Origin of the sequence: Rahnella sp. CJA17(1/100) (assembly GCF_963881615.1) — a bacterium.
Taxonomy (GTDB): domain Bacteria; phylum Pseudomonadota; class Gammaproteobacteria; order Enterobacterales; family Enterobacteriaceae; genus Rahnella; species Rahnella aceris.
The window spans coordinates 199,751-217,353 of the sequence record NZ_CAWOJA010000055.1 but is presented as its reverse complement, the minus strand read 5'-3'; the positions used below and the strand labels follow the sequence as shown (position 1 = coordinate 217,353).

General features: G+C 53.8%; 13 protein-coding genes and 1 riboswitch. Of the genes, 4 read left to right on the top strand and 9 right to left on the bottom strand.

The genetic code is table 11. From position 1 onward, the window contains the following. Nucleotides 1-45: 45 nt before the first annotated feature. A complete protein-coding gene (rapA, locus tag AACU55_RS20045; protein WP_013577037.1) occupies nucleotides 46-2,943 on the bottom strand; it encodes an RNA polymerase-associated protein RapA in 2,898 nt (965 codons plus the stop codon). A gap of 211 nt (nucleotides 2,944-3,154) precedes the next feature. Beyond that, on the bottom strand, nucleotides 3,155-5,560 hold the full coding sequence (locus AACU55_RS20040; RefSeq protein WP_256369597.1) for a DNA polymerase II: 2,406 nt from the start codon (nucleotides 5,558-5,560) through the stop codon (nucleotides 3,155-3,157). 238 nt (nucleotides 5,561-5,798) lie between these two features. Here AACU55_RS20040 and AACU55_RS20035 point away from each other — a divergent pair, with 238 nt between their 5' ends. Beyond that, nucleotides 5,799-6,566, top strand: a complete 768-nt coding sequence (locus AACU55_RS20035) for a DedA family protein (protein WP_134705980.1) — start codon at nucleotides 5,799-5,801, stop codon at nucleotides 6,564-6,566. Here AACU55_RS20035 and thiQ read toward each other — a convergent pair. From thiQ to sgrR, 4 genes are all read right to left on the bottom strand, one after another. Next, nucleotides 6,556-7,266 (bottom strand): thiamine ABC transporter ATP-binding protein ThiQ, encoded by a 711-nt coding sequence (gene thiQ, locus AACU55_RS20030; protein ID WP_013577034.1) that lies wholly within the window; start codon nucleotides 7,264-7,266, stop codon nucleotides 6,556-6,558. The genes AACU55_RS20035 and thiQ overlap by 11 nt on opposite strands. After that, nucleotides 7,250-8,860, bottom strand: coding sequence for a thiamine/thiamine pyrophosphate ABC transporter permease ThiP (gene thiP / locus AACU55_RS20025; RefSeq protein WP_134705979.1), 1,611 nt, complete (start codon nucleotides 8,858-8,860; stop codon nucleotides 7,250-7,252). Before thiP ends, thiQ begins: the two co-directional genes overlap by 17 nt. After that, nucleotides 8,836-9,819, bottom strand: coding sequence for a thiamine ABC transporter substrate binding subunit (gene thiB / locus AACU55_RS20020; protein WP_134705978.1), 984 nt, complete (start codon nucleotides 9,817-9,819; stop codon nucleotides 8,836-8,838). The genes thiP and thiB overlap by 25 nt, the downstream gene beginning before the upstream one ends. Nucleotides 9,820-9,862: 43 nt before the next feature. Continuing rightward, a riboswitch (TPP riboswitch) is annotated at nucleotides 9,863-9,978 on the bottom strand. A 40-nt stretch (nucleotides 9,979-10,018) separates the two neighbouring features. Further along, nucleotides 10,019-11,680, bottom strand: a complete 1,662-nt coding sequence (gene sgrR / locus AACU55_RS20015) for an HTH-type transcriptional regulator SgrR (protein WP_134705977.1) — start codon at nucleotides 11,678-11,680, stop codon at nucleotides 10,019-10,021. Between the two features lie 102 nt (nucleotides 11,681-11,782). On the opposite strand from sgrR, the gene sgrT reads away from it, so the two are divergent. The 3 genes from sgrT to AACU55_RS20000 all read left to right on the top strand — a co-directional run bounded on the left by sgrT (nucleotide 11,783) and on the right by AACU55_RS20000 (nucleotide 14,212). Further along, on the top strand, nucleotides 11,783-11,968 hold the full coding sequence (gene sgrT / locus AACU55_RS20010; RefSeq protein ID WP_037033442.1) for a glucose uptake inhibitor SgrT: 186 nt from the start codon (nucleotides 11,783-11,785) through the stop codon (nucleotides 11,966-11,968). Between the two features lie 160 nt (nucleotides 11,969-12,128). After that, nucleotides 12,129-13,292, top strand: a complete 1,164-nt coding sequence (locus AACU55_RS20005; protein WP_037033441.1) for an MFS transporter — start codon at nucleotides 12,129-12,131, stop codon at nucleotides 13,290-13,292. Between the two features lie 227 nt (nucleotides 13,293-13,519). Continuing rightward, a complete protein-coding gene (locus tag AACU55_RS20000; protein WP_134705976.1) occupies nucleotides 13,520-14,212 on the top strand; it encodes a hypothetical protein in 693 nt (230 codons plus the stop codon). Between the two features lie 283 nt (nucleotides 14,213-14,495). On the opposite strand, the gene leuD is transcribed toward AACU55_RS20000, so the two are convergent. From leuD to leuB, 3 genes are read right to left on the bottom strand one after another with little or no spacing between them, the layout of a single operon-like run. After that, a complete protein-coding gene (leuD, locus tag AACU55_RS19995) occupies nucleotides 14,496-15,098 on the bottom strand; it encodes a 3-isopropylmalate dehydratase small subunit (RefSeq protein ID WP_013577027.1) in 603 nt (200 codons plus the stop codon). Between the two features lie 10 nt (nucleotides 15,099-15,108). Beyond that, nucleotides 15,109-16,509, bottom strand: a complete 1,401-nt coding sequence (leuC, locus tag AACU55_RS19990; protein WP_013577026.1) for a 3-isopropylmalate dehydratase large subunit — start codon at nucleotides 16,507-16,509, stop codon at nucleotides 15,109-15,111. 1 nt (nucleotide 16,510) lies between these two features. Continuing rightward, nucleotides 16,511-17,602, bottom strand: a complete 1,092-nt coding sequence (gene leuB / locus AACU55_RS19985; RefSeq protein WP_013577025.1) for a 3-isopropylmalate dehydrogenase — start codon at nucleotides 17,600-17,602, stop codon at nucleotides 16,511-16,513. Nucleotide 17,603: the final 1 nt, after the last annotated feature.

Below are 17,603 nucleotides of genomic sequence, written 5' to 3'. Positions count from 1 at the left end.
GGTTGAAATAAATAAGGGATGCAGACCGGCTGCATCCCGTCGGGCTTACTGATGGCTGACCACCACCAGGCGGATCGCATCCAGACGCCAGCTGGCATCGTTCAGATTCGCCAGCACCTGCTTACGGTTAGAGTCTACCGATTCCAGTTCGTCATCGCGAATGTTCGGGTTCACTTCTTTCAGCGCTTTCAGACGATCCAGTTCTTTGGTCAGTTGCTCGTCAGCTTCCACTTTCGCTGCTTCAATCAGGGCGCGTGCCTGATCGGCAATTTCCGCTTCTGCCTGTTGCAGCATGGCGTGAACATCCTGCTGCACGGCATTCACCAGTTTGCTGGAGTTGTGACGGTTGATGGCATTCAGCTGACGGTTAAAACTCTCAAATTCAACCTGAGCCGCCAGATTGGTGCCTTTACGATCCATCAGCATACGCACCGGTGTCGGTGGCAGGAAACGGGTCAGTTGCAGATGCTTCGGCGCCTGACATTCCACCACGTAAACCAGTTCCGCCAGCAAGGTACCGACCGGCAGCGCTTTGTTTTTCAGGATAGATACCGCGCAACTGCCGGTATCACCGGAAAGGATCAGATCCAGACCGTTACGCACGATCGGATGTTCCCAGCTGATAAACTGTGCATCTTCACGCGAGAGCGCCTGTTCACGATCGAAGGTCACGGTGCAACCGTCTTCCGGCAGACCCGGGAAATCCGGCACCAGCATGTGATCAGACGGTGTCAGGACGATCAGGTTATCGCTGCGATCTTCCTGATTGATGCCGACGATATCGAACAGGTTCAGCGCAAAGTTGACCAGGTTAACGTCGTTATCCTGCTCGCCGATTTCCTTCGCCAGTTGTTGAGCACGTTCGCCACCGTTGGAATGCATCTCCAGCAGGCGGTCACGGCCATTTTCCAGCTTCTCTTTCAGCGCGTCATGTTCGGCGCGACATGTAAGAATGAACTCGTCCAGACCTTCCTGCGCGGCCGGTGCCGCCAGGAACGCAATCAGTTGCTCATAAGCGCTGTCGTAAATGGTGCGGCCGGTCGGACAGGTATGTTCGAATGCGTCCAGACCTTCATGGAACCAGCGAACCAGTACCGACTGCGCGGTCTGCTCGAGGTATGGCACCATGATGTCGATATTGTTTTGCTGGCCGATACGATCCAGACGCCCGATACGCTGTTCCAGCAGATCCGGGTTGAACGGCAGGTCGAACATCACCATCTTGCTGGCAAACTGGAAGTTACGGCCTTCGGAGCCGATTTCAGAACACAGCAGAACCTGCGCGCCTTCTTCCTGGGAAGCAAAGTAAGCGGCGGCGCGGTCACGTTCGATGATCGACAAACCTTCGTGGAACACAGCAGCACGGATCGCTTCACGCTCCCGCAGAACCTGTTCCAGTTGCAATGCAGTGGCGGCTTTAGCGCAGATCACCAGTACTTTTTCGTCGCGGTTGGCGGTCAGATAACCGAGCAGCCATTCGACGCGCGGATCAAAGTTCCACCAGGTAGCGTTCTCGCCTTCAAATTCCTGATAAATCTGTTCCGGATACAGCATGTCGTGCGCACGGGCTTCGGCGGTTTTCTTCGCGCCCATAATGCCCGAGACTTTTATCGCGGTCTGATACTGCGTCGGCAGCGGCAGTTTAACCGCATGCAGATGACGCTCAGGGAAACCTTTCACGCCATTACGGGTGTTACGGAACAGTACGCGGCTGGTACCGTGACGGTCCATCAGCATGGAAACCAGCTGTTTCGCTGCGGCTTCGTCGCCTTTATTGGCGGCGGTCAGCAGGGCATCGGTATCGGCATTGCCGACACTTTCACCGAGCAGCGCCAGCGCTTCCGGCGTCAGCGGTTCTTTGTTGAGTAACAGCGTCACGGCATCAGCCACCGGCTGATATTGCTGTTGTTCTTCGATGAATTCTTCGTAATCGTGGAAACGGTCCGGATCCAGCAGGCGCAGGCGCGCAAAGTGGCTTTCCTGGCCCAGTTGTTCCGGCGTAGCGGTCAGCAGCAGAACACTCGGGATTTGCTGGGAAAGCTGTTCGATAACCTGATATTCGCGGCTCGGCGCGTCTTCGCTCCACACCAGATGGTGGGCCTCGTCGACCACCAGCATATCCCAGGCCGCATCGGATAACTGCTCCAGACGGGATTTATTGCGGCGCACGAAATCAAGGGAACAGATCACCAGTTGTTCAGTTTCAAACGGGTTCGTTGCTTCGTGGATGGATTCAGCGTAGCGATCGTCGTCAAACAAAGAGAAGCGCAGATTGAAGCGGCGCAGCATTTCTACCAGCCACTGGTGCTGCAGGGTTTCTGGCACCACGATCAGTATGCGTTCGGCACGGCCGGACAACAGTTGCTGATGAATAATCATGCCCGCTTCGATGGTTTTGCCCAGCCCCACTTCATCGGCGAGTAAAACGCGCGGCGCATGGCGCTGACCGACTTCATAAGCGATGTGCAACTGATGTGGGATGAGGCTGGCACGCATACCGCGCAGACCGCCGAATTCCAGACGGAACTGTTCACGCTGATATTTCCGGGCGCGGAAACGCAGGGCAAAACGGTCCATACGGTCAATCTGACCGGCGAACAGACGATCCTGCGGTTTGCTGAAGGTCAGTTTGCTGTCGAGCAGCACTTCGCGCATGGCAACGCCGGTTTCTTCTGTGTCCAGACGGGTGCCGATATAGGTCAACAGACCTTTGTCTTCAACAACTTCTTCGACCTGCAACTGCCAGCCTTCGTGACAGCTGATGGTATCACCGGGGTTGAACATCACGCGGGTGATCGGGGAATCATTTCGGGCATACAAACGGTTTTCACCGGTGGCGGGGAAAAGCAGGGTGACCATGCGCACATCCAGCGCGACTACGGTTCCTAATCCTAATTCGCTTTCCGTATCGCTTATCCAGCGTTGACCTAATGTAAACGGCATAATTTCTCTCTGTGTTGTGTGCTCTGTATACGGCGACTGCGCAATGCTTGTTCAGCCCGAGAGGTTTCACGGGCAATAGTTTTCTTTCCCCGCCCGGAGGCGCGGAGTAATTCACTGTGTGAGGATGATTCAGAAATGGGAAAGGGCGCTATGGTAATGGAAGGTAAGCGATTCGTCACCTGTGAATCACAAGAGCTGCGCCTTCTTTTGTTTAAAATAAACCCATCTGACCTGTAATCAGTGTAGCAAAGTCATCGTGAAGGAAAGGTAAAATGCCATCGGCGACCGGCTCGAGCTGACGCTCGATGTAGTGATCGTAATCGACAGGTGACTGACGGTTTTCCAGCGGCTCCGGGCCGGAAGTGGTCATCACATAGCTTATCCAGCCACCATTCTGATACTGTTTTGCCCGGCCATGCAGCGCGTTATAGTCATCGGCCAGCCGCGCGGCGCGAACATGCGGCGGCACGTTTTTTTCATAATCACTCAGTTTGCGCCGCAGGCGTTTGCGGTACACCAGTTTGTCATCAAACTCGCCACTGAGCGTGCGTGCGACATATTCGCGCACGTAATCCTGATACGGCTGGCGGTGGAATATGCGTTGATACAGCTCCTGCTGAAATTCCTGCGCCAGCTTCGTCCAGTCGGTGCGTACAGTTTCCAGCCCTTTATAAACGATGTGCTCACCGTCGGCGTCATTCACCAGCCCGGCATAGCGCTTTTTGCTGCCGGTTTCCGAGCCACGAATGGTCGGCATCAGGAAGCGCTGATAATGGGTTTCGAATTCCAGCTCGAGTGCGCTTTCCAGCCCGTATTCCTGTTGCAGATGGGCTTTCCACCAGGCATTAACCCGCTCCACAAGATGGCGGCCGATAACGTCGGCGTCTTCCTGTGAATGGGCTGTATTCAGCCAGACAAAGGTGGAATCAGTGTCACCGTAAATCACCTGATAACCTTCGGCTTCAATCAGTTCGCGGGTCTGACGCATAATGTCGTGCCCGCGCAGGGTAATAGAAGAAGCCAGACGCGGATCAAAGAAGCGGCAGCCGCTCGAACCGAGCACACCGTAAAACGCGTTCATGATGATTTTCAGTGCCTGCGAGAGCGGTTTGTTTTTCTGCTTCTTGGCTTCTTCGCGACCCATCCAGATCTGGCGGACAATTTCCGGCAGGCAATGTGTTTCCCGCGAGAAGCGGGCGTTGCGATAACCCGGCACCGAATGTTCATCGTCCGGTTGTTGCAGCCCGGCGACCAGTCCGACCGGGTCGATCAGGAAGGTGCGGATAATCGACGGGTACAGACTTTTATAATCGAGCACCAGCACCGAATCGTACAAACCGGGACGCGAATCCATCACAAAACCGCCGGGACTCATTTCGCCCTGCAATTCGCCCATATTGGGCGCGACGTAACCGGCGCGGTGCATGCGCGGTAAATAAAGATGGGTAAAGGCCGCCACTGAACCGCCGCTGCGATCCACGGCCAGACCGGTGACCGAGGCGCGTTCCAGCAAAAACGGCATCAGTTCAGTTTTGGCAAAAATACGCGTCACCAGTTCGCAGTCTTTCAGGTTATAGCGTGCCAGCGCCGGTTTATCTTCCCGAAAACGTTGTTCGATTTCGGCCAGCCGCTGATAAGGATTGTCGCTGGCTTTGCCTTCGCCTAATAAACTTTGCGAGACGAATTCCAGGCTGAACGAGTTGAAGTTCCAGAACGCCGATTTCAGTGCTTCAATGCCGTCGATGATCAGACGACCCGCAGCGGCAGCAAAAAAGTGCCCCTGTTTGAAACCGTGTTCACGCCATTCCAGTTCACCGCCGCCGCGCCCGAATTTCAGCGGGATTTTGTAGCGGTCTGCGTGTTTTTGTAAAACCCGCAGGTCAAACTGCACTACGCTCCAGCCGATTATCGCGTCGGGATCATAGATTTCCAGCCACTCATTGAGTTTTTCCAGCAACTGCGGGCGGCTGTCGACGTAGACCATGTTGAAATCAAATTGAGCATTAGGATCGCCGTTCGGCGGGCCGAGCATATACACGTGGCGCTGCCCGCAGCCTTCCAGCCCGATGCAGTACAACTCGCCGTTGCCGCTGGTTTCGATATCCAGAGAACACAGTTTCAGCGGCGGGCGGTAGTCCTCCGCCGGTTTCATTTTGGTGTCCATCAGCAGCTTGTCCGGCCCCGGTTTACCGCTGAACCACACCGGTGCGGTGATATAGCGTTCCATCAGGAAGCGTTCCGGCGGGCGGATATCCGCTTCGAAAACACTGACGCCATTTTCTTTCAGCAGTTTTTCAATCCGCATTAACTGCCGGTGTTGCGGGCAATACAGGCCGAGAACCGCGCGGGAATGGAAATCCTGCAACGGCAACGGACGCAGACTGATATTTTTTTCATCAATGAGAATGCGCTCCGCCGCCGCGCGTTGTTCGGCCGGAATAAACGCCACCGATTCCTGTAAAGGCAGGCGCACTTTCTGCGGACCTTCGTCGGTCGCCAGCCACAATTCCACCTCGGTACCGCGTGGCGTGTCGCGCCAGTGGCGGGTCAGCACAAATCCCTGACGCGGCGGGGTGTCAGTGGCAGCAGAAGCGGGACGGACAAAGGTTGAAGTGATAAGCGCCTCGGAACGGTAAAGATGAACAGATAAGGAATCAGAACAGAGTATGGTTATTTATACAGTCTTTGTCTATGGCTCAGGTTTCTGCCAAATACGCATACAATTACCCGGTTGACTGTGATAGTTCATGCGCTGACAATTCAGCCGCTTGATGTATTTACTACAATGAGAATGCAGAAAACTCACACTTGTCTCATTTATCTGCGCAATTGGCGCAACTGAATTCTGGGAAGATATGGAAGCCTATCTACAACATCTGGTCGCTCAGTCGGTGGGCTTCGCATTAATTATCGTCGCGGTGGTGGCTTTCTTCGAGTCGCTGGCGCTGGTGGGGCTGATCCTGCCGGGTACCGTCATGATGGCGACGCTCGGGACGTTGATCGGCAGCGGTCAGGTGGGGTTGTACGAAGCCTGGCTGGCGGCGGGGCTGGGATGTTTCTTCGGCGACTGGGCCTCGTATTTCATTGGCCGCGGTTTCAAGGAACCGCTGCATCGCTGGCGCTTCCTAAAACGTTACCAGTCATTACTGGATAAAACCGGTTATGCGCTGGATCGCCATAGTTTTGCGACGGTGATTATCGGGCGTTTCATCGGACCAACACGCCCGCTGGTGCCGATGGTTGCCGGTATGCTGAACCTTCCGCCTTACAAATTTGCACCACCGAATATTATTGGCTGCATCACCTGGCCACCGGTGTATTTCCTGCCGGGTATTCTGGCGGGCGTGGCCATTGATATTCCGGCCAGCCACAACAGTTCGGTCTTCAAATGGATGCTGTTTGCCGCCGTGGTGCTGATCTGGCTGAGTGCCTGGTTGCTGTGGCGCTGGTTCCGTTCGGGCAAAGCTTCACCTGATGCGATGACAAAATGGTTGCCCTTAGCGCGTCTGCGCATCGTCTGTGTGCTAAGTCTGGTCGCAACCGCAGTGAGTCTGGTGATGCTGAGCGAACAGCCGATGATGCCGGTTTATGGTCATTTGCTGTGGCAAGTGATCACCCGCTGATCCCCGGCATTATCCCCAACACGCTGGCCTGCGGCGCACTGCCGTCGGTCAGTGCCTGCGTCGGCCCGTCGTAAAAAATCCGGCCATCGACGATCAGCAACGTGCGCGGCGCGATCCGTGCCGCATCATCCAGATTGTGCGACACCATCAGCAACGTGAGATGGCGTTGCTCACATACCTTATCCAGCAACGTCAGCATCTCACTGCGCAGCGCCGGATCGAGTGCTGAAAAGGGCTCGTCGAGCAATAAAACCGGCTGACTGCGCAGCAGGCAACGCGCGAGCGCGACACGCTGACGCTGGCCACCGGAAAGTTGTGATGGCAGCCGGTCCAGACATTCAGTCAGCCCGACCTGTCGGGCAATTTCTTCCAGTTCCTGCTTCTGCTGCGCGGTAAGTTTCAGCCCCGGATGCAATCCCAGCCCCATGTTCTGACGTACCGTCAGATGCGAGAACAGATTATTTTCCTGAAACAACATCGACACCGGACGTTTTGCCGGTGGCGTCACGCTGTGATCTGCGCCGTTGAGCAGGATCTGCCCGCTGACCGGCGCCAGAAAACCGGCGACCAGACTCAGCAGGGTACTTTTCCCGGCGCCGCTCGGGCCGAGGATTGCCACACGTTCACCGGCGTCGATCTGTAAATCGAACCGCATCGGCAGATGTTCGTACAAATACGTCAGTTTATTCAGCGTCAGCATGGCGGCCCGGCAGTTTCTCAATCAGGGTGAATAACAGGAAGCATAGCAGCAGTAATAACAGCGCCGTCACCGCACCGTCCTGGCTGCGATAGGAACCAATCTGCTGATACAGATAAAACGGCAGGGTGCGGAAATTCTCGTTGCCGAACAAGGCAATCACACCGAAATCCCCCAGAGAAAGTACACAGGCGAAAGCCAGTGCCTGTGCAATCGGGCGTTTCAGTGCGCTGAGTTCAACCCGGCGCAGCCGCTGCCAGCCATGCATATCCAGCGAAAGACACAGCAGCGTGTAGCGTTCTGCCACATCACGCATCGGGTTATCCAGCACTTTTAATGCATAAGGTACGGCCATCAGCGCATTCGTGAGGATCACCAGCGGCCATGGCGATTGTGGCAAACCGGTGGTATCGCCGAGCAACAGGAAGAAACCGGTCGCCAGCACAATACCCGGCATCGCGAGGATCAGCATGCCGCTCAGGTCCATCGCCTGCGCCCAGCTATTTCTCTTGCGTAACCGCAGTTCGCGGCTGCTCCACAGCAGCATCATGGTCAGCAGCACACACAATAATCCGCTGCCGAGCGCGATACGCACGGATGTCCATAATGCCTGCCAGAGCGCGGGTTGTTGCAAGACACCGACCGCTGCCCGGTTTATGCCATCGGTAATGACGGCGAGTAATGGCGGCAGGATCAGCAACAACGCCAGGCCAATCAGTACGGCATCGGCGATGCGCCGCAGCCAGGAATCGTCAGGATTACGCCAGCGCTGAGAATGCGTTTGGCCCACCGGCAACGCCTGACTGAGTTTCTGACTGAGCAACACCAGCGCCAGGCAACAAAACAGCTGGATCAGGGCCAGCGTGGCGGCGCGGCTTAAATCGTAGTCGTAACTTAGCGCCTGATAAATGGCGAGTTCAATGGTCGTCGCCTGCGGACCGCCACCCAGTGAAAGCACCGTGGCGAAGCTGGCGAAACACAGCATAAAGATTAAGGCGGCGGCGGGGAATATCTGCCGGCGAATGGCAGGCCATTCCACAAAGCGGAATTGCTGCCAGATATTCATACCGAGTTGTGCGGCGAGCTGGCGCTGCTCAACGGCGATATTTTCCAGTGCCTGCACTAAAAGACGGGTTGCCAGCGGCAGATTGAAAAACACGTGCGCCAGCAAAATGCCCTGTAAACCGTAAGGCGAGAAACGGTAATCCATGCCCAGCCAGCCGCAAATTTGCGCCAGCCAGCCCTGTCTTCCGTAAACACTGAGAATGCCAAACACCGCCACCAAAACCGGCAAGACCAGCGTCATCGCACATAAACGTAATAACAGCTGACGGCCGGGGAAACGGCGGCGGAACAAGGTGCGTGCCAGCAAAATCGCGGGCAGCACCGAGCAAAGCGCTGAAAGCAGCGCCTGCCAGAAAGTAAAGCGGATCACATGCCAGAGATAAGGATCCTGCCAGAGCGAGGTGCCGTTCATCTGTGGCGCATGACGCCACAGAGAGCCTAAAGCCAGTACGGCCACCAGCAACATAGCCAGTGATGCGATGACGCCCGGCAACAGCCAGCGGGGGATCAATGGCTGACGGCGTTCTGCCATGCCTGGATCCATTGTGAACGATGAGTAGCGACATCCTGTGCGCTGTATTGCAGAGATTTGGCCGGAACCGTCAGCTGTTTAAACGCGTCAGGCAGCGGCGTATCCACCACCGGATACATCCAGTTGCCGGTCGGGATCACTTTCTGGAAATCTTCCGTGGTGACGAACTTCATAAACTGTTCAGCCAGTTTCGGTTGCTTGCTGTTTGCCAGCTGGCCCGCCACTTCGACCTGCATGTAATGCCCTTCGGTAAAATCGGCTGCGGCGTAGTTATCTTTCTTCTCTTCGACAATATGGTATGCCGGAGAGGTGGTGTAGCTCAGCACCAGGTCGCTTTCACCTTTGAGGAATAAACCGTAAGCCTCGCTCCAGCCTTTAGTGACGGTGACAGTTTTCTTCGCCAGTTTTTCCCACGCTTGCGGCGCTTTATCGCCGTAGACTTTTTGCATCCACAGCATCAGGCCCAGACCCGGTGTACTGGTGCGTGGATCCTCATAAATGACTTTCCATTTCTGGTCGCTGTTGATCAGTTCATCGAGGCTTTTTGGCGGATTCTTCAGTTTATTTTTGTCGTAGACGAAGGCGAAATAACCGTAATCGTAAGGCACGAAAGTGCTGTCATTCCAGCCGCCCGGCACCGTCAGTCTGGCGTTGGTTTTCGGTGCTTTGGCGAATAAACCGGTTTGTTCAGCGGCCTGCAACAGGTTGTTATCCAGCCCCAGCACGATGTCGGCTTTGCTGTTTTTACCTTCCATCCGCAGACGGTTGAGCAAAGACACGCCATCTTCCAGCGCCACGTATTTCAGTTCGCAGCCGCATTGGGCTTCAAAGGCTTTTTTAATGGCGGGACCGGGGCCCCAGTCAGCAGAGAAAGAATCGTAGGTATAAACCGTCAGAACAGGTTTTGCCGCAAATGTAGGTGCAGAAAGTAACAGCAGGCAGGACAGTAATTTTTTCAACTTTGCGCTCCAAAAAAATGAAAGGGCAAAGGATTTTGAGTAAGCATCGCGCAGTCTCAAATCCCTCCGCCGGGGTTAACCGGATCAGGTTCGACGGGTATCAGGTCTCAGCCATATTTAAACTTGCTTTCACAAGTGCTGGCACCCCGTTGAGAACGGATGTCATTCTAGTGATTAACGGCGCGATGCGATAGTCCGATTAACTGTCCGGTGGGGCAAACCAGGCGGATTTAAAGTCGAACCAGCCGAGGGTGTTCATACGCACGCCGCGCATACTGCGTTGCCCCTGTAGCACCAGCCAGTGATGGAACAGGGGATGGATCTGATGGCTGACCGTCTGTTTCTGGCTCCATTTCGCCATCGATAAATTCCCGGCGTGCCACAGGGCGGCATCGTCGTTCATCTCTTCGCTAAAGCAATGCTTTGCCAGCGGCAATTCGTAGAAATGCGCGAACAGTGAAAACTCCAGCGGCAGGGTGAAGTTGGCACTGCCGAGCCACAGATCACTTTTGGCATCGCCGCGGTGCCAGACTGCGTAATCCACTATCTGAATAATCAGTTCGATACCTTCTTCCGCCAGCAACGGGCGCAGGGCGTTGCAGATCGCCTGATGTTCGGAATGCTCGCCGTAAAATGTCAGCGTTACCTGCGTCAGGTTTTGCGGTTTGGGCGGACGTGGCCGGGGCGCTTTGTGATGCCATCGCGGCAGCAGGCCATACGCCGGAGACCAGTAGCGCTGGTAAATCGGTTCGGCATTATTCAGTAAGGCGATGGGATTGAGTAAATCGCACAACCACTGGCGTGTTTCTTCAGATTGTCCGACCGGCGAACGCTGGTCAAATAACAAGAAATAGCAGCCTTCTTCAAGGCGACTTTCCAGCTCGCTTTTGCCTGATTCATCAGCCTGAAGCTGTACGCCGGAATGCACCAGCTCTTCACTCAGTTCCGGTAATACCCAGATATTCACCTCGTCGATCAGTGCCCGGAAGCCAAAATAATCGTCAAAGGCGCGGATGCGCAGCTGTGTTTTCAGATTACGCACCACGGCGTAAGGGCCGGTGCCGACCGGATGGCGGGCAAAATCAGGCAGTGACTGCCATTCCTGCGGCAGGATCATCGCGTGGATATTGCCAAACAACCACGGCAGCCAGCGGTCGGGTTCATTCAGGTGGATATCTATGACATTTGCCGTGGGCGTCATGACTGATTTCAGGTTGCTGAACAGCGGATGTGATTTCAGGCGAATAAACGTGGCGATAATATCTGCCATCTCGAGTTCGCGACCATGATGAAAATGAATGGCGGGGCGCAGATAAAACCGCCAGTGCAGCGGCGAAACTTCCTGCCAGTGATGGGCTAAATCGCCTTCTGCTTCCCCGTTTTCCTCATTTATGCGTGTCAGGCCGCTAAAGATTTGTCTGGCAATGTGGGTTTCGGAACGGCGCAACATGGTGCCGGGCAGCAGATTCATCAGCGGGCGATAATACAGTACGCGCAGAATATGTTTGCCCTGACGAAAGCTGCGACCGAGCTGGGAGAGCAGCATCTGGCGCACCAGGGTTTTGTCGCCGACCAGTTGTACCAGCTGATCAATGCTGTCCTGTTCCAGCAGCTCTTCAGCGCGCTGTTGCTGGAGTGCCAGCCCGGTATAAAGAAATTTCAGCGTGGATCGTTTGCCGCGTCCGGCCTCTGCATCCCACGTCAGCCAGCCCTGTTCTTGCATGGTGCTGAGCAACGAGCGCATGTGTCTGCGTGAACAGTTCAGGACTTCTGACAGTGCCTGTAATGTCGTTTCAGTTTCTTCACCGTGACAGCTTTGCCATAAGCGGATGAACTGTTGTTGCAAACGGGATGAGGACATAAAAGAGGAACTCCGTGGCCGATCTTCATCAATTTATCTTTCCTCATATTACGCCGATACTGTTTCTCAACGAAAGCCTGTTGTGAACAACCGGAGATCATCATGAAACGCAGTCTGAACGCCCGTTTCTATCAGCGTTATTTTGAAGCCATCAAAAAGAACGCCTCTAAAAATCATGCTGACTGGCTGTCCTGGGTTCCGGTGCAGTACCGTCTGGATATTCTGTCCCGTCTCACGCAGTGGGATATGGAAACGATGGACGACGAGCAATACCGCCGGCGACTGTGACTTCAGGTCTGACTAAATTCGATTTTCTGAGTAATGGTGTATTGTCACCAGCCAGTGAGGAAACTCACTGGTTTTTTTATGCTCATTTTCCAGAACCGACTGAAACTTCGCTACACTGTCTGTCTTGCTTTATCTGCATTCATTTCTCAGGGACGACGTCATGTCAAAACCTCGTTTTAATCGTATTTATGTCACCTTTCTGGTGGTCTCCTTGCTGTGCGGCGTGGCGGGTGCATTACAGGCGCCGACGCTGAGTCTGTTTCTGACCAATGAAGTGAAAGTCCGGCCATTGTGGGTCGGCTTCTTTTATACCGTTAACGCTATCGCCGGGATTGCCATCAGCTTCCTGCTGGCTAACCGCTCGGATAACAAAGGCGACCGGCGGAAATTGCTGATGTTCTGCTGCCTGATGGCGATCGGCAACAGTCTGGTCTTTGCCTTCAGCCGCGATTATCTGGTGTTGATCACCGTCGGTGTGTTGCTGGCAGCGATAGGTAACGCGTCGATGCCCCAGCTCTTTGCACTGGCGCGGGAACATGCGGATCGCTCCGCCAGTGAAGTGGTGATGTTCAGCTCGATGATGCGTGCGATGCTCTCGCTGGCCTGGGTGCTTGGCCCGCCGCTGTCGTTCATGGTGGCGTTGAACTACGGCTTTACGCCAATGTACCTGAGTGCGGCAGCGGTGTTTGTCGGCAGCATACTGATGATCCTGTTTTTCCTGCCCTCAGTACCACGCCTTGAACTGCCAGTGGACGAAAAAGTAGTGCATGCCAGCGCCTGGCGTAACAAAGATGTTCGTCTGCTGTTCTTTTCTTCTTTGCTGATGTGGACCTGCAATATCATGTATGTCATTGATATGCCGCTGTACATCACCAGCGATTTGGGCCTGCCGGAAGGACTGGCAGGCTTGCTGATGGGGACGGCGGCCGGGCTGGAAATTCCTGCCATGCTGCTGGCCGGATATCTGGTGAAACGTACCGGCAAACGCAAGCTGATGCTGTACGCCGTGGCGAGTGGTGTGATTTTCTATGCCGGACTGGTGGCGTTTCAGTTCAAGGCGGCGCTGATGATCCTGCAACTGTTCAATGCGATTTTCATCGGCATCGTGGCGGGGATCGGCATGCTGTATTTTCAGGATCTGATGCCGGGAAGGGCAGGTTCAGCGACTACGCTATTCACCAACAGCATTTCCACCGGTGTGATTTGCGCGGGGTTGCTGCAGGGCTTTATCGTGGAAAACTTCGGCCATTATCCGGTCTACTGGGCGGCAACTGTGCTGGCGGTGGTGGCGCTCGGGCTGATGTATAAAGTCAAAGATGTTTAAATGACGTAAGGTTAAAGAGCGATTTATTCGCTCTTTAACCTATTCAACTGAATAATATATTCCGTTTTTTGCTTGTTCCGGCAACGTCTTAATGATTTTGAAGTATCTGTTTTTATCCTGCAAAGATTAATATTTTAAGTGCTTCGCATCCTCTTTACCTGTATGGCTAATGAAAAGTATTTTCTATAATAGCGTCTTTCTTAAAATTCTAATGCAGGGTGTTAAATATGATTCCAGTTGTACTTATCAGGAAAACATATAATTCATTTATTGATGAGAAAAAATCTGAGGGCTGCTGTATTGGGTTATGCCTGACGTGGCTGGGCGATATATTAAAAGAAAGGCCGGTACAACAAAGGGGGGGCTGGTTTTCCGGCTGGCTTTCCGGTTGGTTCTCCACGCCACTGACACCTGACAAGAAAGCCTTAATCCCCTCTGATACTGCGAAGCTGAGGCTATTGCTTGAACGTTCATACCGGCGGCACGAGAGCTATCTGAGGAGCTGCAAGGAGAGCCAGCAGGATCCGAAACGTCAGACAGGACGCCATCAGGTCTTTGTTAATTATAAAAATTTCCGTCAGGCAGAAAAGGAAAGAATAACTGGCGTTCCCGGTTTACAGTATCGTCTGATAACACGTAATGATTTCATGTTATTTAACGGGGTAAACAGTTTTGGTCACGCTCACCCTCTCACCGGAGCGATCATTGCTTTCCGGTTTTCTGAGGTGCCGGGTGAGGTTGGCTATCATGCCGTTGCGGCGTTTCGCTACAGTGCTTCGGAATGTTTTTTTCTCGATCCCAATTTAGGATTATTTAAAACATCCTCTTCTTATCCTATGTTAGATATTACTAAATATATTAAACAAGTATACAGAGAGGCTGTTCCATTAATGGAATTTATAGTTTCTAAGAAAGGCTAATTAAATGGTGGCCGATTTTTGTGCATTAGCCGTTGTTGAGTAAAAATAGTAGAAGTGTTTTGAATATGATTAATGTTATTTCCATCGAAAAAAATTATGGTTAAGTCGATTTTTTATCAGGCAAGTACCAGGATCCCATCGCTGTAAGTGAAATAATCGTGACAAAGAAACTGAAGACAGGATGGCTATGCAGGGGGAACTTTGCAGAGGCTTTCGGGGATGTCTTAAGGCTGATGAAGAAAGCGGGGCTGGGCCCGCCTTCTTCATCGTTTACAGATAATAATCACTGCATAAACGCAGGCTGATTCTTCTCGTAGCCGGAGATATTTTCTTCGTGTTGCAGGGTCAGACCGATGCTGTCCAGACCGTTGATCATGCAGTGACGACGGAAGCTGTCGATGACAAACGGATAGCTTTTATCGCCCGCTTTAACAGTCTGCGCTTCCAGATCCACTTCGAACTGAATGCCTTCGTTAGCTTTCACCAGCTCAAACAGTTCATCCACTTCGGCGTCGCTCAGCGTGATTGGCAGCAACTGGTTGTTGAATGAGTTACCGTAAAAGATATCGGCAAAGCTTGGCGCGATCACAGCATGGAAACCGTAATCGGTCAGTGCCCATGGCGCATGTTCGCGGGAAGAACCGCAGCCAAAGTTTTCGCGTGCCAGCAAAATGCTCGCGCCTTTGTAGCGCGGTTTGTTCAGCACGAAATCAGGATTTGGCACCTGACCGGCATCGTCCAGAAAACGCCAGTCATTAAACAGATGCTGGCCGAAACCGGTACGGGTAACTTTCTGTAAAAACTGTTTAGGAATGATGGCATCGGTATCGACGTTAGCTGCATCCAGCGGAACCACCAGACCGATGTGTTGGGTAAATTTAGCCATGGTGTTTTCCTCAGTTCAGTTCACGGATATCAGCGAAACGGCCGGTGACCGCCGCCGCTGCCGCCATTGCCGGGCTGACCAGATGCGTGCGACCGCCACGACCCTGACGGCCTTCGAAGTTACGGTTGCTGGTAGACGCGCAACGTTCGCCCGGTTCCAGACGGTCATTGTTCATCGCCAGACACATAGAACAGCCTGGCAGACGCCATTCAAAGCCCGCTTCGATGAAGATCTTATCCAGCCCTTCTTCTTCCGCCTGCGCTTTTACCGGGCCGGATCCCGGTACCACAATGGCCTGTACGCCGTTCGCCACTTTACGGCCTTTGGCCACCGCTGCCGCAGCGCGTAAATCTTCGATACGGGAATTGGTGCAGGAGCCGATGAACACTTTATCAATCGCCACGTCGGTCAGTTTAATGCCCGGCTGCAAATCCATATACGCCAGCGCTTTTTCCGCTGAGGCACGTTCTACCGGATCGGCAAAGGATGCCGGGTCCGGGATGGTCTGATTCACGGCCATCACCTGACCCGGGTTAGTACCCCAGGTGACCTGTGGTGCGATTTCAGACGCATCCAGCGTAACAACGCTGTCGAACTTCGCCCCATCTTCGGTTTTCAGGGTTTTCCAGTATTCGACCGCCGCGTCCCAGTTCTGATCTTTCGGCGCAAACTGACGGCCCTTCAGATAAGCAAACGTAGTTTCATCCGGCGCAACCAGACCGGCTTTCGCCCCCATTTCGATCGCCATGTTGCACAGGGTCATACGACCTTCCATGCTTAACGCTTCAATGGCTTTACCGCAGAATTCCACAACGTGACCGGTGCCGCCTGCGCTGCCGGTTTTCCCGATAATCGCCAGAACGATATCTTTCGCTGTGATACCGACAGGAGCTTCGCCGGTCACTTCAATTTTCATGGTTTTAGCGCGACCCTGTTTCAGGGTTTGTGTCGCCAGAACGTGTTCAACTTCCGAAGTCCCGATACCGAATGCCAGTGAGCCAAACGCGCCGTGCGTGGCGGTATGGGAATCACCGCAGACAATCGTCATACCCGGCAACGTCATGCCCTGTTCAGGGCCGATAACGTGAACGATGCCCTGATACGGGTGATTCAGGTCATACAACTGCACGCCGAATTCAGCACAGTTCTTGATTAATTCCTGCATCTGGATGCGCGCCATTTCGCCGCTCGCATTGATGTCTTTAGTTTGCGTCGACACGTTGTGATCCATGGTCGCAAAGGTTTTACCTGGCTGGCGAACCTGGCGGCCCATCGCACGCAAGCCGTCAAACGCCTGCGGAGAGGTCACTTCGTGAACCAGATGGCGGTCAATGTATAACAATGGCGTTTCGTTTTGCGCTTCGTAAACCACATGCGCATCAAACAATTTCTGATACAGAGTTTTGGCCATGTTATGCCCCTTCTTTCACAAAGCGGGCAATGATATCGCCCATTTCATTGGTACCCAGCGCCTGCTGACCGTTAGCTAAATCGCCGGTGCGGTGGCCTGCTTCCAGTGCTTTATTAACCGCCTGCTCGATAGCATTGGCTGCATCATCAGCACCCAGACTGTAACGCAGTAACAGTGCGGCGGACAAAATTTGTGCAATCGGGTTGGCAATGTTTTTACCGGCGATATCCGGGGCTGACCCCCCCGCAGGCTCGAACAGACCAAACGCCTGCTCGTTCATGCTGGCAGAAGGCAACATCCCCATCGAACCGGTGATCATCGCGCATTCGTCCGACAGGATGTCGCCGAATAAGTTTGAACACAGCAACACGTCAAACTGCGACGGATCTTTAATCAGCTGCATGGTCGCGTTATCGATGTACATGTGGCTCAGGCTGACATCCGGGTAATCTTTAGCGATTTCGTTAACCACTTCACGCCACATAATGGAAGTCTGCAACACGTTCGCTTTATCGATGGAGGTCACTTTGCTGCGGCGTTTGCGCGCTGATTCAAAGGCGATGCGGGCGATGCGTTCAATCTCAAAACGGTAATACACTTCGGTATCAAATGCTTTCTCGTGCATGCCCTGACCTTCGCGACCTTTAGGCTGACCGAAGTAAATACCGCCCGTCAGTTCACGAACACACAGAATGTCGAAGCCTTTTGCGGCGATATCGGCACGCAGCGGACAAAACTCTTCCAGCCCCTGATACAGGCGCGCAGGGCGCAGATTACTAAACAACTTGAAATGTTTGCGCAGTGGCAATAATGCGCCACGCTCAGGCTGATCGTTTGGGGGCAGATGTTCCCATTTCGGGCCACCCACGGAGCCGAACAGAATCGCATCGGCTTGTTCGCAACCGGCAACGGTCGCTGGCGGCAACGGGCTGCCATGTTTGTCGATGGCTGCGCCACCCACATCGTATTCGCTGGTGGTGATCTTCAGGCCAAAACGCTGACGTACTGCGTCCAGAACTTTGTATGCCTGGGCCATGACTTCCGGGCCAATTCCGTCTCCGGGTAAGACGGCAATATGATGGGTCTTGCTCATG